At 67.2% G+C, this 15944-nt stretch carries 16 protein-coding genes; 8 read left to right on the top strand and 8 right to left on the bottom strand.

Annotated features, from left to right (window positions below; all coding sequences use genetic code 11):
* Positions 1 to 21: 21 nt before the first annotated feature.
* The 5 genes from HMPREF2924_RS11845 to HMPREF2924_RS11825 are packed head-to-tail and all read right to left on the bottom strand — an operon-like array spanning position 22 to position 4688.
* Positions 22 to 909: a ChaN family lipoprotein gene (locus HMPREF2924_RS11845; protein ID WP_003135204.1), complete on the bottom strand. Its 888-nt coding sequence runs from the start codon at positions 907 to 909 to the stop codon at positions 22 to 24.
* Between the two features lie 10 nt (positions 910 to 919).
* The gene (locus HMPREF2924_RS11840) at positions 920 to 1687 is read right to left on the bottom strand and encodes a heme ABC transporter ATP-binding protein (RefSeq protein WP_003095098.1); all 768 of its coding nucleotides are present in this window, start codon (positions 1685 to 1687) and stop codon (positions 920 to 922) included.
* Positions 1687 to 2670 (bottom strand): FecCD family ABC transporter permease, encoded by a 984-nt coding sequence (locus HMPREF2924_RS11835; RefSeq protein ID WP_003121063.1) that lies wholly within the window; start codon positions 2668 to 2670, stop codon positions 1687 to 1689. The genes HMPREF2924_RS11840 and HMPREF2924_RS11835 overlap by 1 nt, the downstream gene beginning before the upstream one ends.
* Before the next feature lie 50 nt (positions 2671 to 2720).
* Positions 2721 to 3614, bottom strand: coding sequence for a hemin ABC transporter substrate-binding protein (locus tag HMPREF2924_RS11830; RefSeq protein WP_003135205.1), 894 nt, complete (start codon positions 3612 to 3614; stop codon positions 2721 to 2723).
* Between the two features lie 9 nt (positions 3615 to 3623).
* Positions 3624 to 4688 carry a hemin-degrading factor gene (locus HMPREF2924_RS11825; RefSeq protein WP_003135206.1) on the bottom strand — a complete coding sequence of 355 codons (1065 nt, stop codon included), beginning with the start codon at positions 4686 to 4688 and terminating at the stop codon, positions 3624 to 3626.
* 180 nt (positions 4689 to 4868) lie between these two features.
* On the opposite strand from HMPREF2924_RS11825, the gene phuR reads away from it, so the two are divergent.
* From phuR to HMPREF2924_RS11810, 3 genes are all read left to right on the top strand, one after another.
* The gene (gene phuR, locus HMPREF2924_RS11820) at positions 4869 to 7163 is read left to right on the top strand and encodes a heme/hemoglobin uptake receptor PhuR (RefSeq protein ID WP_003135207.1); all 2295 of its coding nucleotides are present in this window, start codon (positions 4869 to 4871) and stop codon (positions 7161 to 7163) included.
* A 102-nt stretch (positions 7164 to 7265) separates the two neighbouring features.
* On the top strand, positions 7266 to 7613 hold the full coding sequence (locus HMPREF2924_RS11815; protein WP_003121065.1) for a Rieske (2Fe-2S) protein: 348 nt from the start codon (positions 7266 to 7268) through the stop codon (positions 7611 to 7613).
* Between the two features lie 80 nt (positions 7614 to 7693).
* A complete protein-coding gene (locus HMPREF2924_RS11810) occupies positions 7694 to 8206 on the top strand; it encodes a DUF4136 domain-containing protein (protein ID WP_003095104.1) in 513 nt (170 codons plus the stop codon).
* A gap of 3 nt (positions 8207 to 8209) precedes the next feature.
* Here HMPREF2924_RS11810 and HMPREF2924_RS11805 read toward each other — a convergent pair whose 3' ends face one another.
* Entirely contained in the window at positions 8210 to 8659 is a 450-nt protein-coding gene (locus HMPREF2924_RS11805; protein ID WP_003095105.1) for a DUF4345 family protein, read from the bottom strand.
* Positions 8660 to 8908: 249 nt separating this feature from the next.
* Between HMPREF2924_RS11805 and HMPREF2924_RS11800 the strand changes: the two genes are divergently transcribed.
* Positions 8909 to 9358, top strand: a complete 450-nt coding sequence (locus HMPREF2924_RS11800; protein ID WP_003095106.1) for a DUF411 domain-containing protein — start codon at positions 8909 to 8911, stop codon at positions 9356 to 9358.
* Between the two features lie 58 nt (positions 9359 to 9416).
* On the opposite strand, the gene alaC is transcribed toward HMPREF2924_RS11800, so the two are convergent.
* Positions 9417 to 10652, bottom strand: coding sequence for an alanine transaminase (gene alaC, locus HMPREF2924_RS11795; RefSeq protein ID WP_003111172.1), 1236 nt, complete (start codon positions 10650 to 10652; stop codon positions 9417 to 9419).
* 169 nt (positions 10653 to 10821) lie between these two features.
* On the opposite strand from alaC, the gene HMPREF2924_RS11790 reads away from it, so the two are divergent.
* Together HMPREF2924_RS11790 and HMPREF2924_RS11785 are read left to right on the top strand one after the other, a co-directional pair.
* A complete protein-coding gene (locus HMPREF2924_RS11790) occupies positions 10822 to 11676 on the top strand; it encodes a PhzF family phenazine biosynthesis protein (RefSeq protein WP_003135210.1) in 855 nt (284 codons plus the stop codon).
* Positions 11677 to 11743: 67 nt separating this feature from the next.
* Positions 11744 to 12637, top strand: coding sequence for a KPN_02809 family neutral zinc metallopeptidase (locus tag HMPREF2924_RS11785; RefSeq protein WP_003095112.1), 894 nt, complete (start codon positions 11744 to 11746; stop codon positions 12635 to 12637).
* A gap of 21 nt (positions 12638 to 12658) precedes the next feature.
* Here HMPREF2924_RS11785 and HMPREF2924_RS11780 read toward each other — a convergent pair whose 3' ends face one another.
* The gene (locus tag HMPREF2924_RS11780; RefSeq protein ID WP_003135214.1) at positions 12659 to 13135 is read right to left on the bottom strand and encodes a SecDF P1 head subdomain-containing protein; all 477 of its coding nucleotides are present in this window, start codon (positions 13133 to 13135) and stop codon (positions 12659 to 12661) included.
* Positions 13136 to 13548: 413 nt separating this feature from the next.
* Here HMPREF2924_RS11780 and HMPREF2924_RS11775 point away from each other — a divergent pair, with 413 nt between their 5' ends.
* On the top strand, positions 13549 to 14844 hold the full coding sequence (locus HMPREF2924_RS11775) for an NCS2 family permease (protein WP_003095114.1): 1296 nt from the start codon (positions 13549 to 13551) through the stop codon (positions 14842 to 14844).
* On the top strand, positions 14841 to 15932 hold the full coding sequence (gene trmA / locus HMPREF2924_RS11770) for a tRNA (uridine(54)-C5)-methyltransferase TrmA (protein ID WP_003135215.1): 1092 nt from the start codon (positions 14841 to 14843) through the stop codon (positions 15930 to 15932). The genes HMPREF2924_RS11775 and trmA overlap by 4 nt, the downstream gene beginning before the upstream one ends.
* Positions 15933 to 15944 lie beyond the last annotated feature (12 nt).

Below are 15944 nucleotides of genomic sequence, written 5' to 3'. Positions count from 1 at the left end.
TCCAGGCCTCGCGCCCTTCCTTCAACGTGCCTTCTTCATCTCCGCGCAATAGTCCTTGTCCGGCTGTGCCGGCGTGTACCAGGCGTAGTCGGCCTCACGCGTCGTTACCGCCTGCCCGGCCTCGACCAGCATCAGTACCTGCGTGCCCTTCTCCGCACCAAGGTCGCGCAGGTGGACCGGTACGCCGAGGTCGCGCCGGGCGTGGAAGCTGCCGGCGACGAGCATCGCCGGCCGCGGCGCATCGAGAAGACGCTCGGCCATGCGGCGGTCGCGTTGCTGCTGGACGGCGAGCATCGCCGGCAATTGATCGTCGGGAAGCATGCCGCAGTGGGATTCGCGAATCTGCGCAAGCAGCGGCAGGCGCACGCTGTCACGCCTGGAGGCCGTTCCGGGAAGCGGCGGACGCTCCCTGTAGATGCGCATGATCTCGCTCCGCTGGAGGTTCGCCGCCAGCAACGGCGCGGGTTGCGCAACCGCCCAGGACACCAGGGGTCCGTACTGCGTCCAGTCCCAACCTTTCTGCCAGTCCAGGGCCTGCTCCAGGTTCGCCACCGGCTTGCCGGTCCCGAGTTGTACGCGGACCGCATCCACCCGTGGTTGCTGGCCGGGATCGAGCATTTCCAGCAGCAGGCTGCCCTGCGCCCGATATTCGCCCAGGGCCTGCGCCAGCCACAGTTCCACGGCATGATGATCGGGATTGTCGTGCTTCTCGCCGACGATCACTCGCGGCGCGGCCGCCAGGCGTGCGACCAGTTGCTGCGGGCTCAGCGTCACGCCGCTGCGCAATTCGACGATTCGTCCCGTCTGCGGATCGTCGCGCCCTTCCGGGCTCTGCCAATCAGGCAGCGGCGGCAGTTGGGACTGGCAGCCGCCCAGCAGCAGACAGAAAGCGAACAGGCGAATGCGCATGGCGACTCCTTCAACGGGCGACGATCAGCGGATGACCTCGCTCGGGATGACGCTGGACCAGGACCTCGAGGCCGAACACCGCGCGCAACGGCTCGGGGCGCAGGACTTCCTCGGGCGTACCGAGCAGGTGCGGGCGACCATTCTGCAACAGCAGCAGGCGGTCGCAATAGCGCGCGGCCAGGTTGAGATCGTGGAGGATCACCAGCACCGAGGCACCACGGCGGGCGAAATCATGCACCGCCTGCAGGGTAGTGTGCTGGTGCAGCGGGTCGAGCGCCGAAGTCGGTTCGTCGAGCAGCAGCACCTGCCCCGGCTCGCCCGGCCACAGCTGCGCCAGCACCCGCGCCAGGTGCACGCGCTGGCGTTCGCCGCCGGACAGCGCCAGGTAGCTGCGCCCGGCCAGATGGCTGGCGTCGGCCGCCGCCAAGGCCTCAGCGACGATCTGCACATCGCGCTCGCGGCCGCTGGAATGGGGCAGCCGACCGAAGCCGACCACCGCCTCCACCGGAAAGGCGAAGCCCAGCGACGAACTCTGCGGCAGCACCGCCAGGCGCTGCGCGCGAGCGACGCCCGGCCAGTCGTCGAGGCCGCGCTCGTCGAGCAGCACCAGCCCTTCGGCCGGCTCCAGTTCGCCACAGAGAGCGCCAAGCAAGGTGCTCTTGCCAGCGCCGTTGGGGCCGAGTACGCCGAGCATCTCGCCAGGCCGCAGCTCCAGCTCGAGGCCTTCCAGTACAGTCTTTCCGCCACGGCGGATGGACAGGTTCTCCACGCGCAGCATCAGGCCCGCCCCCGCAATAGCAGATAAAGGAAGAACGGCGCGCCGATCAGTGCCGTGACGATGCCGATCGGCAACTCCGCCGGAGCCAGCGCCAGGCGCGCCAGCAGGTCGGCAAGCAGCAGGAGAATGGCGCCGGCCATCATCGAGGCCGGCAGCAACGTCCGATGATCCGGACCGGCAACCAGACGGATCAGGTGCGGCACCACCAGGCCGATGAAGCCGATCATCCCCGCCGCCGCCACTGCGGCGCCGACGCCGAGGGCAGTGCAAAGCACCAGTTCGGCCTTCAATCGCTCGACGTCGAAGCCCAGGTGACGGGCCTCGGACTCGCCGAGCAGCAGTGCGTTCAGCGCATCTGCCCGGCGCGGTAGCCAGCAGGCCACCAGCAGCGCCACCAGCAGCAGCGGCCAGAGTCGTGGGTAGCTGGCGCCGTTCAGGCTGCCCAGGTTCCAGAAGGTCAGGGTACGCAAGGTGGCGTCATCGGCGAGATAGGTAAACAGTCCGATCACCGCGCCGGACAGCGCGGTCAAGGCGATCCCTGCCAGCAACATGGTGGCCACGCTGGTCTGGCCATCGCGGCGGCCAAGTCGATAGACCAGCCAGGTCACCCCCAGGCCGCCGCCGAAGGCGCACAGCGACAGCAGGTAGGGCGCGAGGAACGCCGGCAAGCCACCCAGCGAGGCGCCGAATACGATGGCCAGCGCCGCGCCGAGGGCCGCGCCGCTGGACACCCCGACCAGCCCTGGATCGGCCAGCGGGTTGCGGAACAGGCCCTGCATCGCCACCCCGGACAGCGCCAGCACCGCGCCCACGGCCAGGCCGAGCAGGGTCCGCGGCAGGCGGATCTGGCCGAGGATCATTTCCGCCTGGGCCAGGCCCGTTCCATCGAGCGGCAGCCCGGCCAGGCGCAGCGCGGCGCGCAGGGTATCGCCCAGCGGCAGGCTGACGGGACCGAGGGCGAGGGACAACCAGAGGACCAACACGAGCGAAATCCCCAGCGCACCGAACAGTGCGCGGGGACGAACAACCGATTTCAATGGGCGGCTTCCGTACTCAGCGGTTTCGCGGAAGGATAAAAGGCTGCGGAGAGAGCCGCCAGGCCATCCGGCAGGCGCGGACCGAGGCCGCCCACCAGGAGCGTCGGGTCCAGCACCAGCAGACGTCCGTCACGCGCCGCGCGGGTCGCGGCGAGCCCGGGGTTCTGCTTGAGCAGCGCGGCACGCGCCGCATCACCTTCGAGGCTGCGGTCGGCGATCACCACCGCGACCGGATCGAGCGCTGCCAGGGCTTCCACCGAGATCGGCTTGTAACCCTCATGGGTAGCCAGGTTGCGTGCTCCGGCTCGGTTCAGGACCCAATCGCCGCCGGTATTGCGCCCGGCTACCAGCAACTGACCGCCGGCATTGCCGATCACCAGCAGGACGCCCGGGGCCGGCTGGCTCTTCTGCGCGGCCACGATCCAGTCCGCCTGGCGCCGCAGCCGCTGGCGATAGTCAAGTTCGGCGGCCTCGGCGCGCTGGGGCACGCCGAGCCAGTCGCCGAGCTTCTTCAGATTGCTTTCCAGTGCCTCCAGATCCGGCTTGGCGGAGAGGGTCTCGACTCGCACGCCGGCGCCTTCGAGCTGCTTGAGTACCGGCGGAGGCCCCATTTCCTCGGTGCCGATGAGGATATCCGGACGCAACGCCAGCACGCCCTCGGCAGCCAGTTGGCGCTGGTAGCCGACGCTCGGCAACTGTTTCAGCGCCTGCGGATGCTGGCTGGTGGTGTCCACCCCGACCAGCTTGCTCTCGCCGCCCAGCGCCACCACCCATTCGCTCAGCGAGCCGCCCGCGCTCACCCAGCGTTGCGGCAGCTCGGCGGCCTGGGCCATGCCGGTGCCGAGCAGGATGCCCAGCGCCAACCCGTTGAATAGTCGATCGATACGCATGATCTCTCCTCAGAGCGCCTTGAAGGATTCGGCCAGTTCGCGCCAGTCGTCGCGCTCGGGCTCGCCGGGCTTGCGCGCGCCGAACAGTTGCACGATCAGTTCGCCGTCGGCGTCGAAGGCCTCCCAACTGGTTACGATGCCATCGGTGCTCGGCTTGCGCACCCGCCAAAGTTCGGCGATGCCGGTGGTCTTCAAGTGCAGGTTGAATTCCGGATCGAGCACGTTGAACCAGTCGTCCAGCCACTTCAGGTTGCACACTGGCCCGGTATGGATCTGGATGCAGTGGGCGTTGCCGACGAACACCATGATCGGCAATCCGCTTTCGGCCGCCGCTTCGAAGAGTTTCGCCAGCTCGCCATTGTCCAGGCGCTCGGCCCATTCGCCGCCAGCCAGGCGCAGCGCCTGGGTGCGCTGCGCGCCATGCTTCTTCAGCAGGGCGTGGAAATGATGGGTGTCCTTCAACGCGGCCCAGCCTTCGCGCAAGGCGGCGGCATCGATCTGCGCATCGACGAGCGAAGCAGCCGGCGCGCGGGGTTCGCGCAGGGCCAGCACGGCATCCTGCTCGGCAGCCCGCAGGCGCTCGACCAGCGGTTCCCAGGCGCGGACATCGCTGGCCTCGGTAAGGAACACCTTGTGCACCGCCACGCCCTGCTGGTCGAACACCTGGATGCTGCGCTGGGTACCCCGCGATGTCTCCTCGGCAATGGCGAAGACGGCGTTCCAACCCCCCAGGAACAGGCGCAGGTCGATATCCGGCGAGACCACCAGGCCCATCTGCCCATTGGCAGAGACCGTCACTTCGCGATACGGCCCCTTGCGTTCGTGGACGCAATGCTCGTTGCGGGTCAGCGCCATGATCGGCCCCAGTTCGCCGAGCGCCGGCAGCAAGGCGGCCCAGTCCGGCCGCAGGCGCACGGCATCGATGCCGACCCGGCTGGCGACCAGCTCGCCTTCGCTGACCTGCAACAGCGCGGCGGCGTCGCGCGCGCGTAGCTGCGGTCGCTCGGCGCGCAGGTCCTGCCAGGCGCGGTAAAGCTCGGCAGGGGAATGGGAAAGGCTGGGAGTGCTGCTCATCGACGGTTCCTCGGGCATATCCGGTTCGGTCGCGCTACGCGCAAAAACAGGTGAACTTTGCCACAAAACGCATATCTGAATCCATTTGATAATTATTTGCATTAGCGTTTTTCTGGCAGTACCTTGTGCGCCCGACGTCCCCCTGGCTATTCGCCACCGGCCCGACCCAAGGAGTCCCACATGCCGCTCTCCCCGCCCTTCGCCCTGCGCCCCTGCCTGGCCCTGCTGTTGCTCAGCCCTTCCCTGGCCCTGGCGGGGAACGCCGTCCCGCTGACCCCGACCACCATCACCGCCACCCGTACCGAGCAGGCAGTGGATTCGGTGCCAAGCACCGTCAGCGTGCAGACCCGCGAACAACTGGACCGGCAGAACGTCAACAACATCAAGGAACTGGTGCGCTACGAACCGGGAGTCTCGGTCGGCGGCGCCGGCCAGCGTGCCGGGATCACCGGCTACAACATCCGCGGCATCGACGGGAACCGCATCCTTACGCAGATCGACGGGGTCGAACTGCCCAACGACTTCTTCAGCGGCCCCTACGCGCAGACCCACCGCAACTACGTCGATCCGGACATAGTAAAGCGCGTGGAAATCCTTCGCGGCCCGGCCTCGGCGCTATACGGCAGCAACGCCATCGGCGGCGCGGTGAGCTACTTCACCCTCGACCCGTCGGACATCATCAAGGACGGCAAGGACGTCGGCGCCCGGCTGAAGGCCGGCTACGAGTCGGCCAGCCACTCCTGGCTGACCTCGGCCACCGTCGCCGGCCGCGCCGACGACTTCGACGGCCTGCTGCATTATGGCTACCGCCAGGGCCACGAGACCGAATCCAACGGCGGCCACGGCGGCACCGGGCTCTCGCGCAGCGAAGCCAACCCGGAAGACGCCGACAGCTACAGCCTGCTCGGCAAGCTGGGCTGGAACTACGCCGAGGGTAGCCGCTTCGGGCTGGTCTTCGAGAAGTACAAGAGCGACGTCGATACCGACCAGAAGAGCGCCTATGGCGGCCCGTACGACAAGGGCAAGCCAGCCATCCCGCCGAGCATGCTGCCGGGCGGCATGTACCAGTGGCGCAAGGGCAACGACACCCTGACTCGCGAGCGCTACGGCCTGGAGCACCATTTCCTGCTCGACAGCCCGGTCGCCGATCGCATCCAGTGGAGCCTGAACTACCAGTTGGCGAAGACCGACCAGGCGACCCGCGAGTTCTACTACCCGATCACCCGCAAGGTCCTGCGCACCCGCGACACTACCTACAAGGAACGCCTGTGGGTCTTCGACAGCCAGTTGGACAAGAGCTTCGCCATCGGCGAGACCGAGCACCTGCTGAGCTACGGGATCAATCTCAAGCACCAGAAGGTCACCGGCATGCGCAGCGGCACCGGCACCAACCTGGACACCGGCGCGGACAGTCCGCGCGATGCCCTGGAGCGCAGCAGCGACTTTCCCGATCCGACGGTGAAGACCTACGCCCTGTTCGCCCAGGACAACATCAGCTGGAACGACTGGACCTTCACTCCCGGCCTGCGTTACGACTACACGCGCATGGAGCCGCACATCACCGACGAGTTCCTGCGCACCATGAAGCAGAGCCAGAACACCGCGGTCGACGAGTCGGACAAGAAATGGCACCGGGTTTCGCCCAAGTTCGGCGTGACCTACGACTTCGCCCAGCACTACACCTGGTACGGCCAATACGCCCAGGGCTTCCGCACGCCCACCGCCAAGGCGCTGTACGGTCGATTCGAGAACCTGCAGGCGGGCTACCACATCGAGCCTAACCCCAACCTCAAGCCGGAAAAGAGCCAGAGCTTCGAGACCGGGCTGCGCGGCAAGTTCGACGAAGGCAGCTTCGGCGTGGCGGTGTTCTACAACAAATATCGCGACTTCATCGACGAAGACGCCCTGAATACCGATAGCACCGGCGGCAACGGCCAGACCTTCCAGTCCAACAACATCGAGCGTGCGGTGATCAAGGGCGTCGAGCTCAAGGGCCGCCTGGAGCTGGGCGCCTTCGGCGCGCCGCAGGGACTCTACACCCAGGGCAGCGTGGCCTACGCCTACGGTCGCAACAAGGACAACGGCGAGCCGATCAACAGCGTCAACCCACTCACCGGAGTGTTCGGCCTGGGCTACGACGAAGCAGACGGCAACTACGGCGGGCTGCTCAGCTGGACCCTGGTCAAACGCAAGGATCGCGTCGACGACAGCACCTTCCACACCCCGGATGGCACCGCCAGCCAGTTCAAGACCCCGGGCTTCGGCGTCCTCGACCTCAGCGCCTACTACAGGCTGAGCAAGGACCTGACCCTCAACGCCGGTCTCTACAACCTGACCGACAAGAAATACTGGCTGTGGGATGACGTGCGCGGCTACGACAGCGTCGGCGAGGCTTCGGCGCTGGCCCCGGCCAACATCGACCGACTGTCCCAGCCAGGCCGCAATTTCGCGGTCAACCTGGTCTGGGACATCTGACCCGTTACCCCTTCGCACACGGAAGTGCCCCCATACCCAGCGCCTGGCCATGCCGGGCGCTTTCCATGCCACAGGTGAAAGCCGTCCTCCGGATCAGGGATAATGATCCCGGCAAACGGAGCGCCCATGATCCACCTGTGTCCCTCTTCCCATCTCGCCGAAGGCAACAGCCGCGGCTTCCTCGTCGATGAGCGGCGGCTGTTCGCGGTGCGTCGCGACGGCCGCGCCTACATCTACCTGAACCGCTGCCCGCATCGCGGCATCCCGTTGGAGTGGCAGCCCGATGCCTTCCTCGACGACAGCGCCAGCCTGATCCGTTGCGCCAGCCACGGCGCGCTGTTCCTCATCGAGTCCGGCGAGTGCGTCGCCGGCCCCTGCGCTGGCGAGCGCTTGCGCGCCCTGCCCTGCCGGGAAGACGCCGAAGGCCTCTGGGTGGAGCTGGACGACTGACCCAACGGGGGATGGGCGGCAAGCCGCGAGGCAACGGCTAGGCTTGCGGCACAAAGATGAAAAAGAGGAAGGAACGCGCCATGCGCCGATTCAGCCTGCGCTTCGTCCTGCTGCTCCTGTTCGGCCTGCTGCTCTATGCCTGCCGCAATGAACCGGGCCCCGTACGGCTCGCCCCTGGCGTAACAGCGGCGGATTACCGGACTTTCTTCATCCAGGCGGTACGCGCCGAGGGGCACCGCATCGACTTCGAGGAGCGTTTCGATACGGCCGTGCGCCGCGCCCTGGAGGCCAAGGGCTATCGCTACCAGGCGGAACACGGCGACCTGCGGGTGATCTACGCCCTCGGCCTGCAACGCCAGCCGGGCCTGGAAATGCGCCCGGTGATCACCCAGGATGGCGTCTTCACCCAGACCCAACTGACCGAAGACACCGAGGCCAGGCTGGCGCTGCGCATCCTTGATGAAAGCAACGGCAGGGTCCTTCTGGAAAGCGTGCTGAGCCGCCAACTGCACGATCCGGCGCTGACCCAGGAAGCGTTCGACCGCGGCGTCGCGCAGTTGCTGAAGGACTTCCCGAGTCGCAGTCAACCTTGAATGTCACAGGCCGTCGAAGTCGTCCTCGCGACGCTCGGCGCTCTCGCCGGGTGCCGACAGCCGGGGCGGCCGCCGTTGCAGCCACCACAGGGCGGCGATCCCCAGGGCAGCCATTGCGCCGCGGAACAGCAAGCCGAACAGGTTGCCGTCGGCCTCCATCCCGCCCTCGATCCAGGCAATCAATAGCCGCGACAGGGTCAGGATCGATTGCAGCAGCACTACCAGGATCAACGCCGGCTGCACCAGCGAAGCCCGGCGCAGGGCGAACAGCAGGAACAACGCCAGGGCGAACTGATGGCCGCCATAGAACACCCGCGCATCGCTGACCGCCGAAGGCTCCATCAGCAGCATGCCACTGAGATTGGCCATCTCGTAGGGACGCACCCAGTACAGCACTCCCAGCGCGCCCCATACCAGCGCCTGAACCAGCAAAACCAAACGGGCGAAGAGCATCCCCTTTCTCCTCGGGCCTGTTGCCCCCAGCGGTCAGTTCGACACCGGCGGCGAACGCCCCGGCAACCCTAAGGACAGCAGACCCAAACCGCGCCGACGAGTTCGCTGCGACAATCCGTCCCTGCCCAACGGCAACCCGGCGCGGCGGGCAGCGCATCGCTTCGTCACAAGTGGATACAGCTCACCGGCTGGGTGGCGGCGGGTGCCAGCGGTATGCTCCCGGCATTCGCTCGCAGCAAGGAGAATCCCATGCGCCGCTTCGCACCCCTGGCCGTCCTGGCCGCCACCCTGCTCCACGGTTCCCTGGTCCAGGCCGCCGAACCGCTGGCCATCGACGTCCACCGCGACGCCAACTGCGGCTGCTGCAAGGACTGGATCAAGCACCTCGAAGCCAACGGTTTCAAGGTCACCGACCATGTGGAAGCAGACATGAGCGCAGTCAAGAGCCGCCTCGGCGTGCCCTACAGCATGGGCTCCTGTCATACCGGAGTGATCGACGGCAAGTTCGTCGAAGGCCACGTGCCGGCAGCCGACATCCTCAAGCTGCGCGAACGTGCCGACCTGGTCGGCGCCGCCGTACCGGGCATGCCGGTCGGCTCGCCGGGCATGGAAATGGGCGACCGCCAGGACGCCTACCAGGTCGTCGGCCTGACCAGGAGCGGCCAGGCCTCGGTACTGGCGGAGTACCCGGGACGCTAACGAAAACGCCGTTTCCCCCAGGGGAAACGGCGTTTTTCCTTGTAGCAGGGCGTGAGGATCACTCCGCCAGGCTATCGACCTTCTTCTGCGGCGACAGCAGCCCGTCGGCGCGGAACATCGACTTGATCCCGCGCACCGCCTGGCGCAGGCGGTCGCGGTTCTCGATCAGGGCGAAACGCACATGATCGTCGCCGTAGTCGCCGAAGCCGATCCCCGGCGACACCGAGACCTTGGCGTCCTGCAACAGCTTCTTGGCGAACTCCAGCGAGCCCAGATGCGCGTAGGGCTCGGGGATCTTCGCCCAGACGTACATCGAGGCCTTCGGGTTCTCCACCATCCAGCCGGCCTCGCGCAGCCCCTTCACCAGGACGTCGCGGCGCTGCTGGTACTGCCGGGCGATATCGCGGACGCACTGCTGGTCGCCTTCCAGAGCGGCGATGGCCGCCACCTGCAGGGGCGTGAAGGTGCCGTAGTCGTGGTAGCTCTTGATCCGCGCCAGGGCCGAGACCAGCTCGGGATTGCCGACCATGAAGCCGATCCGCCAGCCGGCCATGTTGTAGCTCTTCGACAGGGTGAAGAACTCCACGGCGATGTCCTTGGCGCCCGGCACCTGCATGATCGACGGCGCTTTCCAGCCGTCGTAGACGATGTCGGCATAGGCCAGGTCGTGCACGACCATCACGTCGTACTGCTTGGCCAGCGCCACCACGCGCTCGAAGAAGTCCAGCTCGACGCACTGCGCGGTCGGGTTGGAGGGGAAGCCGAGAATCATCATGCGTGGCTTGGGAATCGATTCACGGATCGCCCGTTCCAGCTCGTTGAAGAAATCGATGCCCGGCACCAGCGGCACCGAGCGCACCTGGGCGCCGGCGATCACCGCACCGTAGATATGGATCGGATAGCTCGGGTTGGGCACGAGGATGGTGTCGCCATGGTCGAGGGTCGCCAGCATCAGGTGCGCCAGGCCTTCCTTGGAGCCGATGGTGACGATGGCTTCGCTTTCCGGGTCGATCTGCACGTCGTAGCGGTCGCGGTACCAGTGCGAGATGGCCCGGCGCAGGCGCGGGATGCCGCGCGAGGTGGAGTAGCCATGGGTGTCTTCGCGCTGGGCGACGGTGCAGAGCTTCTCGACGATATGCGGCGGGGTCGGCCCGTCGGGATTGCCCATGCTCAGGTCGATGATGTCCTCGCCACGGCGACGAGCGGCCATCTTCAGTTCGGCGGTGATATTGAAAACGTAGGGGGGAAGGCGGTCGATGCGCGCGAAACGGCGCGCAGGGCGTGATTCAGCCATGCTGTCCTCGGAGTAACGTAAGCGCCCGGAACCGTCCGAGCGACGCCGGCCGCTGCGGCGGCCTGGAAAGCACCAGCCAGGCGCTTTCTTGTCGGCGAACATAAAGGCCGATAGGCTGCTTGTCGAGTCCCCCCTCGCGTTTTTCATTCCATTTCACAGGAAAAGGCCCATGTCCCGACGCTACTGGCAACTCGATGTGTTCGCCGAGCGTCCGCTCACCGGCAACGGCCTGGCCGTGTTCGACGACGCCAGCGCCCTCGATGACGCCGCCATGCAGGCCTGGACCCGCGAACTGCGCCAGTTCGAGTCGATCTTCCTGCTGCCGGGCGACGACCCACGGGCCTTCCGCGCACGGATCTTCACCCTGGAGGAAGAACTGCCGTTCGCCGGCCACCCGCTGCTCGGCGCCGCCGCCCTGCTCCATCACCTGCGCGGCGGCGACAACGAACAGCACTGGACGCTGCACCTGGCCAGCAAGTCGCTGGCCCTGCGCAGCGTGCGGGCGGGCAGCGGTTTCTACGCCGAGATGGACCAGGGCCGCGCCGAATTCGGCGCCACCCCGGACGCCGGGACCTGCCGCTGGTTCGCCGAAGCCTTCTCGCTATCGGCCAACGACCTGTCCGGGCATCCGCCGCGGGTGGTGAGCACCGGCCTGCCCTACCTGCTCCTGCCGGTGACCGCCGAGGCACTGGGTCGAGCCCGTCAGGTCAACGATTTGCAAGAAGCCCTGGATAAACTCGGCGCGGCGTTTGTCTATCTGCTCGACGTCGACGGGCGCGAGGGCCGCACCTGGGACAGCCTGGGGCTGGTGGAAGACGTGGCTACCGGCAGCGCTGCCGGTCCGGTCGCCGCCTACCTGGTGGAATACGGGCTTGCCGCGCGCGGCGAACCCTTCGTCCTGCACCAGGGACGCTTCCTCGAGCGGCCGAGCCGGCTCGACGTCCAGGTCGCGACAGACGGTAGCGTAAGGGTCGGCGGCCACGTCCAACTGCTCGCCCGCGCCGAGCTGCTGACCTCGGCCTGACGGTCGGGGTGGCGCTGGCGGCGGACGACGACAACACTGAAGAAGCGAAACGTACAGGAGAACCGCCATGCTCTGGCGCAAAGGACGACGCAGTGACAACGTGATTGATGCCCGGGGCGAAGGAGGCGCAGGCGGCGGTGGCGGCATGCGCATCGGCGGCAAGGGCCTCAGCCTGGGTGGGGTGGCCATCGTGGTGGTGGTCGGCCTGCTGATGGGCCAGGACCCGATGCAGATCCTCGGGTCGCTGCTCGGCCAGATGGACAGCCCGGCGCCGGCCACCCAGCAGCAGGCCGGCGGTCGGGCCCCGGCGGCCAACGACGAGCAGAGCGAGTTCGTCCGCTCGATCCTCGGCGACACCGAGGACACCTGGGAACAGATCTTCGCCAGCGGCCAGGCACAATACCAACAGCCCAAGCTGGTGCTGTTCAGCAATGGGGTGAATTCCGCCTGCGGCTTCGCCTCGTCGGCCACCGGGCCGTTCTACTGTCCGGCCGACCGCCGGGTCTACCTCGACCTGGAGTTCTTCCGCGAGATGGAACAGCGCTTCTCCGCCGCCGGCGACTTCGCCCAGGCCTATGTGATCGCCCACGAGGTCGGCCACCACGTGCAGAACCTGATGGGCATCTCGGCCAAGATCAACGCTGCCCGCCAGCGCGGCGCGCGCATGGAGGGCGCCAACGGCCTGTCGGTACGCCAGGAACTGCAGGCGGACTGCTTCGCCGGGGTCTGGGCCAACCGTGCACAGCAGCGGCTGAACTGGCTGGAGCCGGGCGACATCGAGGAAGCCCTGAACGCCGCCAACGCCATCGGCGACGATCGCCTGCAACGCCAGGGCCGCGGCATGGTGGTGCCGGATTCCTTCACCCATGGCTCCTCGGCGCAACGCATGCGCTGGTTCAAGACCGGCTTCGAGAGCGGCTCGCCGGCCAGTTGCGATACCTTCAAGGCCCAGACGCTCTGAGCCTCGCCGCCAGCCGGGCGCTTAGCGCCCCGGCTGGCTTCCCAGCGCATTCAACTGATCGGCCAGTTCCCTGGCCTCGTAGGCCGAAGCCAACCCGTCGAGATAGACCTTGCCGTTGCGGATCGGCTCGCGCACCCGCGGCGCCAGGCGCAGGCGCCCGTCCACCAGTACCGCGAGAGTGCGCCCCCGGGCCTCGCCGGTCAGCGCGGCCAGGCGGCGGGCGGCCGGTTCGGTGAAGGTGACTTCGACGCCGGGTCGACCGTTCTGGTCGTACAGGACCTCGGCGCGGAGTACGTCAGCCTGGGTCAGGCTGGGCTTCAGCGCCACCAGCATGGCCTTGCCCTGCGGGTCGGCCAGGGTGCGGAACGCGGCGGAAGGCGTGCTGGCGGCGGCATAGACCCCGAAGCTGTGCTGCGGGATCGGCAGCGGATCGCTGGCGCAGGCGGCCAGCAGCAGCGCCAGGCCCAGCGGAAGGAGTGCGAGTTTCGAGCGTTTCATGATGAGGTACTGCAGAAAACCTGAGCGGAGCGTCCGTCCGGACGCCAACGCCTATGTTAACGCCGCCCGCGCCGGGCGGGCGAGCAGGGCCTTCCGCGAGGCGACGATCGACTAGACTGGCGGAAATTCACCCCTCTCCCGCGAACTGGTATGATGCGCGCCTTTTCGAGCCGTATGAACCCCACGCAGGCCGCCGCGAGGCCCCTGGCGTGCGTGGGTCGTTTCATGCGGCTCGCGCATTTTCGGGACTCAGCCGTCTGCCGGGATCGTTCGCGATACCGCGCCGACGAGACAGCGATGCAACGCCCGCCACGCGGAAATTCGGTTTTCCCTGGTCGGCGGCCGGCTCCGCGGCCGGCCACTTCTGCTGGCGCCATGGGGATCGTTGCAGAGCACATTCAGGGGAATCCAACATGCTGGAAAAGCTGTTTCAACTAAAGGCGCACAACACCACGGTGCGCACCGAGATCCTGGCGGGGATCACCACCTTCCTGACCATGGCCTACATCCTCTTCGTCAACCCGAGCATCCTCGGCGAGACCGGCATGGACAAGGGCGCGGTGTTCGTCGCCACCTGCCTGGCAGCGGCCATCGGCTCGACCATCATGGGCCTGATCGCCAACTACCCGATCGCCCTGGCCCCCGGCATGGGCCTCAACGCCTTCTTCACCTACACCGTGGTGCTGCACATGGGCCACAGCTGGCAGGTCGCGTTGGGCGCAGTGTTCATTTCCGCCACCATGTTCTTCCTGCTGTCGATCTTCCGCATCCGCGAATGGATCATCAACAGCATCCCCCTGCCGCTGCGCTCGGCGATCGCCGCCGGCATCGGCCTGTTCCTCGCACTGATCGCCCTGCAGAACGCCGGCATCGTGGTGGACAACCCGGCAACCCTGATCGGCATGGGCGACCTGACCAAGCCGGCACCGATCCTCGCCACCCTCGGCTTCATCCTGATTGTCGCCCTGGAGGCGCGTAGCGTCACCGGCGCGGTGCTGATCGGTATCCTGGTGGTCACCGCCATCGCCATCCTGCTCGGCGTGACCCAGTTCGGCGGCGTGGTCTCGATGCCGCCGTCGCTGGCACCGACCTTCCTCCAACTGGACATCAAGGGCGCGCTGGACATCGGCCTGGTCAGCGTGATCTTCGCCTTCCTCTTCGTCGACCTGTTCGACAACTCCGGCACCCTGATCGGCGTCGCCAAGCGCGCCGGACTGATGGGCAAGGACGGCCACATGCCGAAGATGGGCCGCGCGCTGATCGCCGACAGTACCGCCGCCATGGGCGGCTCGCTGCTGGGCACCTCGACCACCACCAGCTACATCGAGTCCGCCGCAGGCGTCAGCGCCGGCGGCCGCACCGGCCTGACCGCCATCGTCGTCGCCATCCTGTTCCTCCTCGCGCTGTTCTTCGCCCCGCTGGCCGGCAGCGTACCGGCCTTCGCCACCGCCCCGGCGCTGCTCTTCGTCGCCGTACTGATGGCCTCGGGCCTGGCAGAGATCGACTGGGAAGACATCACCGTCGCCGCGCCGGTGGTCGTCACCGCGCTGGCCATGCCGTTCACCTATTCGATCGCCACCGGCATCGCCTTCGGCTTCATATCCTGGACCGCGATCAAGGTGCTGTCCGGGCGCTGGCGCGAACTGAACCCGGCGCTGGTGATCCTCTCCGTCCTGTTCGTGATCAAGCTGGGCTTCTTCAACGCATGAGCCGTCCACAGTTCGACCCCAGCGCCTACGCCGCGCAACTGGAAGACAAGAAGTCCCGCCTCGCCGGATTGCTGGCCCCGTTCGCGGCACCCGCGCCGGAGGTCTTCGAGTCGCCGCGAGAGCATTACCGGCTGCGCGCCGAATTCCGCCTGTGGCGGGAAACCGGCAACGAGAAGCGTCACTACGCGATGTTCGAGCAGGGCGACAAGCACACGCCGATCCTGATCGAGGATTTCCCCATCGCCAGCCGCCGCATCAACGAACTGATGCCGCGCCTGAAGGCGGCCTGGGCCGACCCGGCGCTGGGCTTCAAGCTGTTCCAGGTGGAGTTTCTCACCACCCTGGCCGGCGACGCGCTGATCACCCTCTGCTACCACCGGCCGATCGACGACGCCTGGCGACAGGCAGCGGAAAAGCTCGCGGCGGAACTGGGCGTGAACCTGGTCGGGCGTTCGCGCGGCAAGCGTATCGTCGTCGGACGCGACTATGTGGAGGAGGAACTGTCGGTCGCCGGCCGGCGCTTCCGCTACCGCCAGCCCGAGGGGGCTTTCACCCAGCCCAACGGCGAGGTCAACCAGAAGATGCTCGGCTGGGCCTACGAGGCGCTCGGCCAGCGCGACGACGACCTGCTCGAACTGTACTGCGGCAACGGCAACTTCACCCTGCCCCTGGCCACCCGGGTACGCAAGGTGCTGGCCACCGAGATCAGCAAATCCTCGGTCAATGCGGCGCTGGCCAACCTGGCCGACAACGCGGTGGACAACGTCAGCCTGGTGCGCCTGTCGGCCGAAGAGCTGACCCAGGCGCTGAACGAGGTTCGCCCGTTCCGCCGCCTGGCCGACATCGATCTGAAGAGCTACGCCTTCGGCAATGTCTTCGTCGATCCGCCACGAGCCGGCATGGATCCGGACACCTGCGAGCTGACCCGGCGCTTCGAGCGCATCCTGTACATTTCGTGCAACCCGGAAACCCTGGCGCAGAACATCGCTCAACTGCACGACACGCACCGGATCAGCCGCTGCGCGCTGTTCGACCAGTTCCCCTACACCCACCACATGGAAAGCGGCGTCCTGCTCGAACGCCGCTGAGAGTGGCCGCGC

Origin of the sequence: Pseudomonas sp. HMSC063H08, from assembly GCF_001813645.1 — a bacterium.
Classification (GTDB): domain Bacteria; phylum Pseudomonadota; class Gammaproteobacteria; order Pseudomonadales; family Pseudomonadaceae; genus Pseudomonas; species Pseudomonas aeruginosa.
This window is presented reverse-complemented; position numbering and strand designations above follow the sequence as displayed.

Excerpts from the sequence above, each read along its gene's own strand:
- HMPREF2924_RS11785 (WP_003095112.1), top strand. The coding sequence starts at position 11,744 with ATGCTCTGGCGCAAAGGACGACGCAGTGACAACGTGATTGATGCCCGG.
- phuR (WP_003135207.1), top strand. The coding sequence starts at position 4,869 with ATGCCGCTCTCCCCGCCCTTCGCCCTGCGCCCCTGCCTGGCCCTGCTG.
- HMPREF2924_RS11830 (WP_003135205.1), bottom strand. The coding sequence starts at position 3,614 with ATGCGTATCGATCGACTATTCAACGGGTTGGCGCTGGGCATCCTGCTC.
- HMPREF2924_RS11800 (WP_003095106.1), top strand. The coding sequence starts at position 8,909 with ATGCGCCGCTTCGCACCCCTGGCCGTCCTGGCCGCCACCCTGCTCCAC.
- trmA (WP_003135215.1), top strand. The coding sequence starts at position 14,841 with ATGAGCCGTCCACAGTTCGACCCCAGCGCCTACGCCGCGCAACTGGAA.
- HMPREF2924_RS11790 (WP_003135210.1), top strand. The coding sequence starts at position 10,822 with ATGTCCCGACGCTACTGGCAACTCGATGTGTTCGCCGAGCGTCCGCTC.
- HMPREF2924_RS11840 (WP_003095098.1), bottom strand. The coding sequence starts at position 1,687 with ATGCTGCGCGTGGAGAACCTGTCCATCCGCCGTGGCGGAAAGACTGTA.
- HMPREF2924_RS11780 (WP_003135214.1), bottom strand. The coding sequence starts at position 13,135 with ATGAAACGCTCGAAACTCGCACTCCTTCCGCTGGGCCTGGCGCTGCTG.
- alaC (WP_003111172.1), bottom strand. The coding sequence starts at position 10,652 with ATGGCTGAATCACGCCCTGCGCGCCGTTTCGCGCGCATCGACCGCCTT.
- HMPREF2924_RS11845 (WP_003135204.1), bottom strand. The coding sequence starts at position 909 with ATGCGCATTCGCCTGTTCGCTTTCTGTCTGCTGCTGGGCGGCTGCCAG.
- HMPREF2924_RS11825 (WP_003135206.1), bottom strand. The coding sequence starts at position 4,688 with ATGAGCAGCACTCCCAGCCTTTCCCATTCCCCTGCCGAGCTTTACCGC.
- HMPREF2924_RS11805 (WP_003095105.1), bottom strand. The coding sequence starts at position 8,659 with ATGCTCTTCGCCCGTTTGGTTTTGCTGGTTCAGGCGCTGGTATGGGGC.
- HMPREF2924_RS11815 (WP_003121065.1), top strand. The coding sequence starts at position 7,266 with ATGATCCCGGCAAACGGAGCGCCCATGATCCACCTGTGTCCCTCTTCC.
- HMPREF2924_RS11775 (WP_003095114.1), top strand. The coding sequence starts at position 13,549 with ATGCTGGAAAAGCTGTTTCAACTAAAGGCGCACAACACCACGGTGCGC.
- HMPREF2924_RS11810 (WP_003095104.1), top strand. The coding sequence starts at position 7,694 with ATGCGCCGATTCAGCCTGCGCTTCGTCCTGCTGCTCCTGTTCGGCCTG.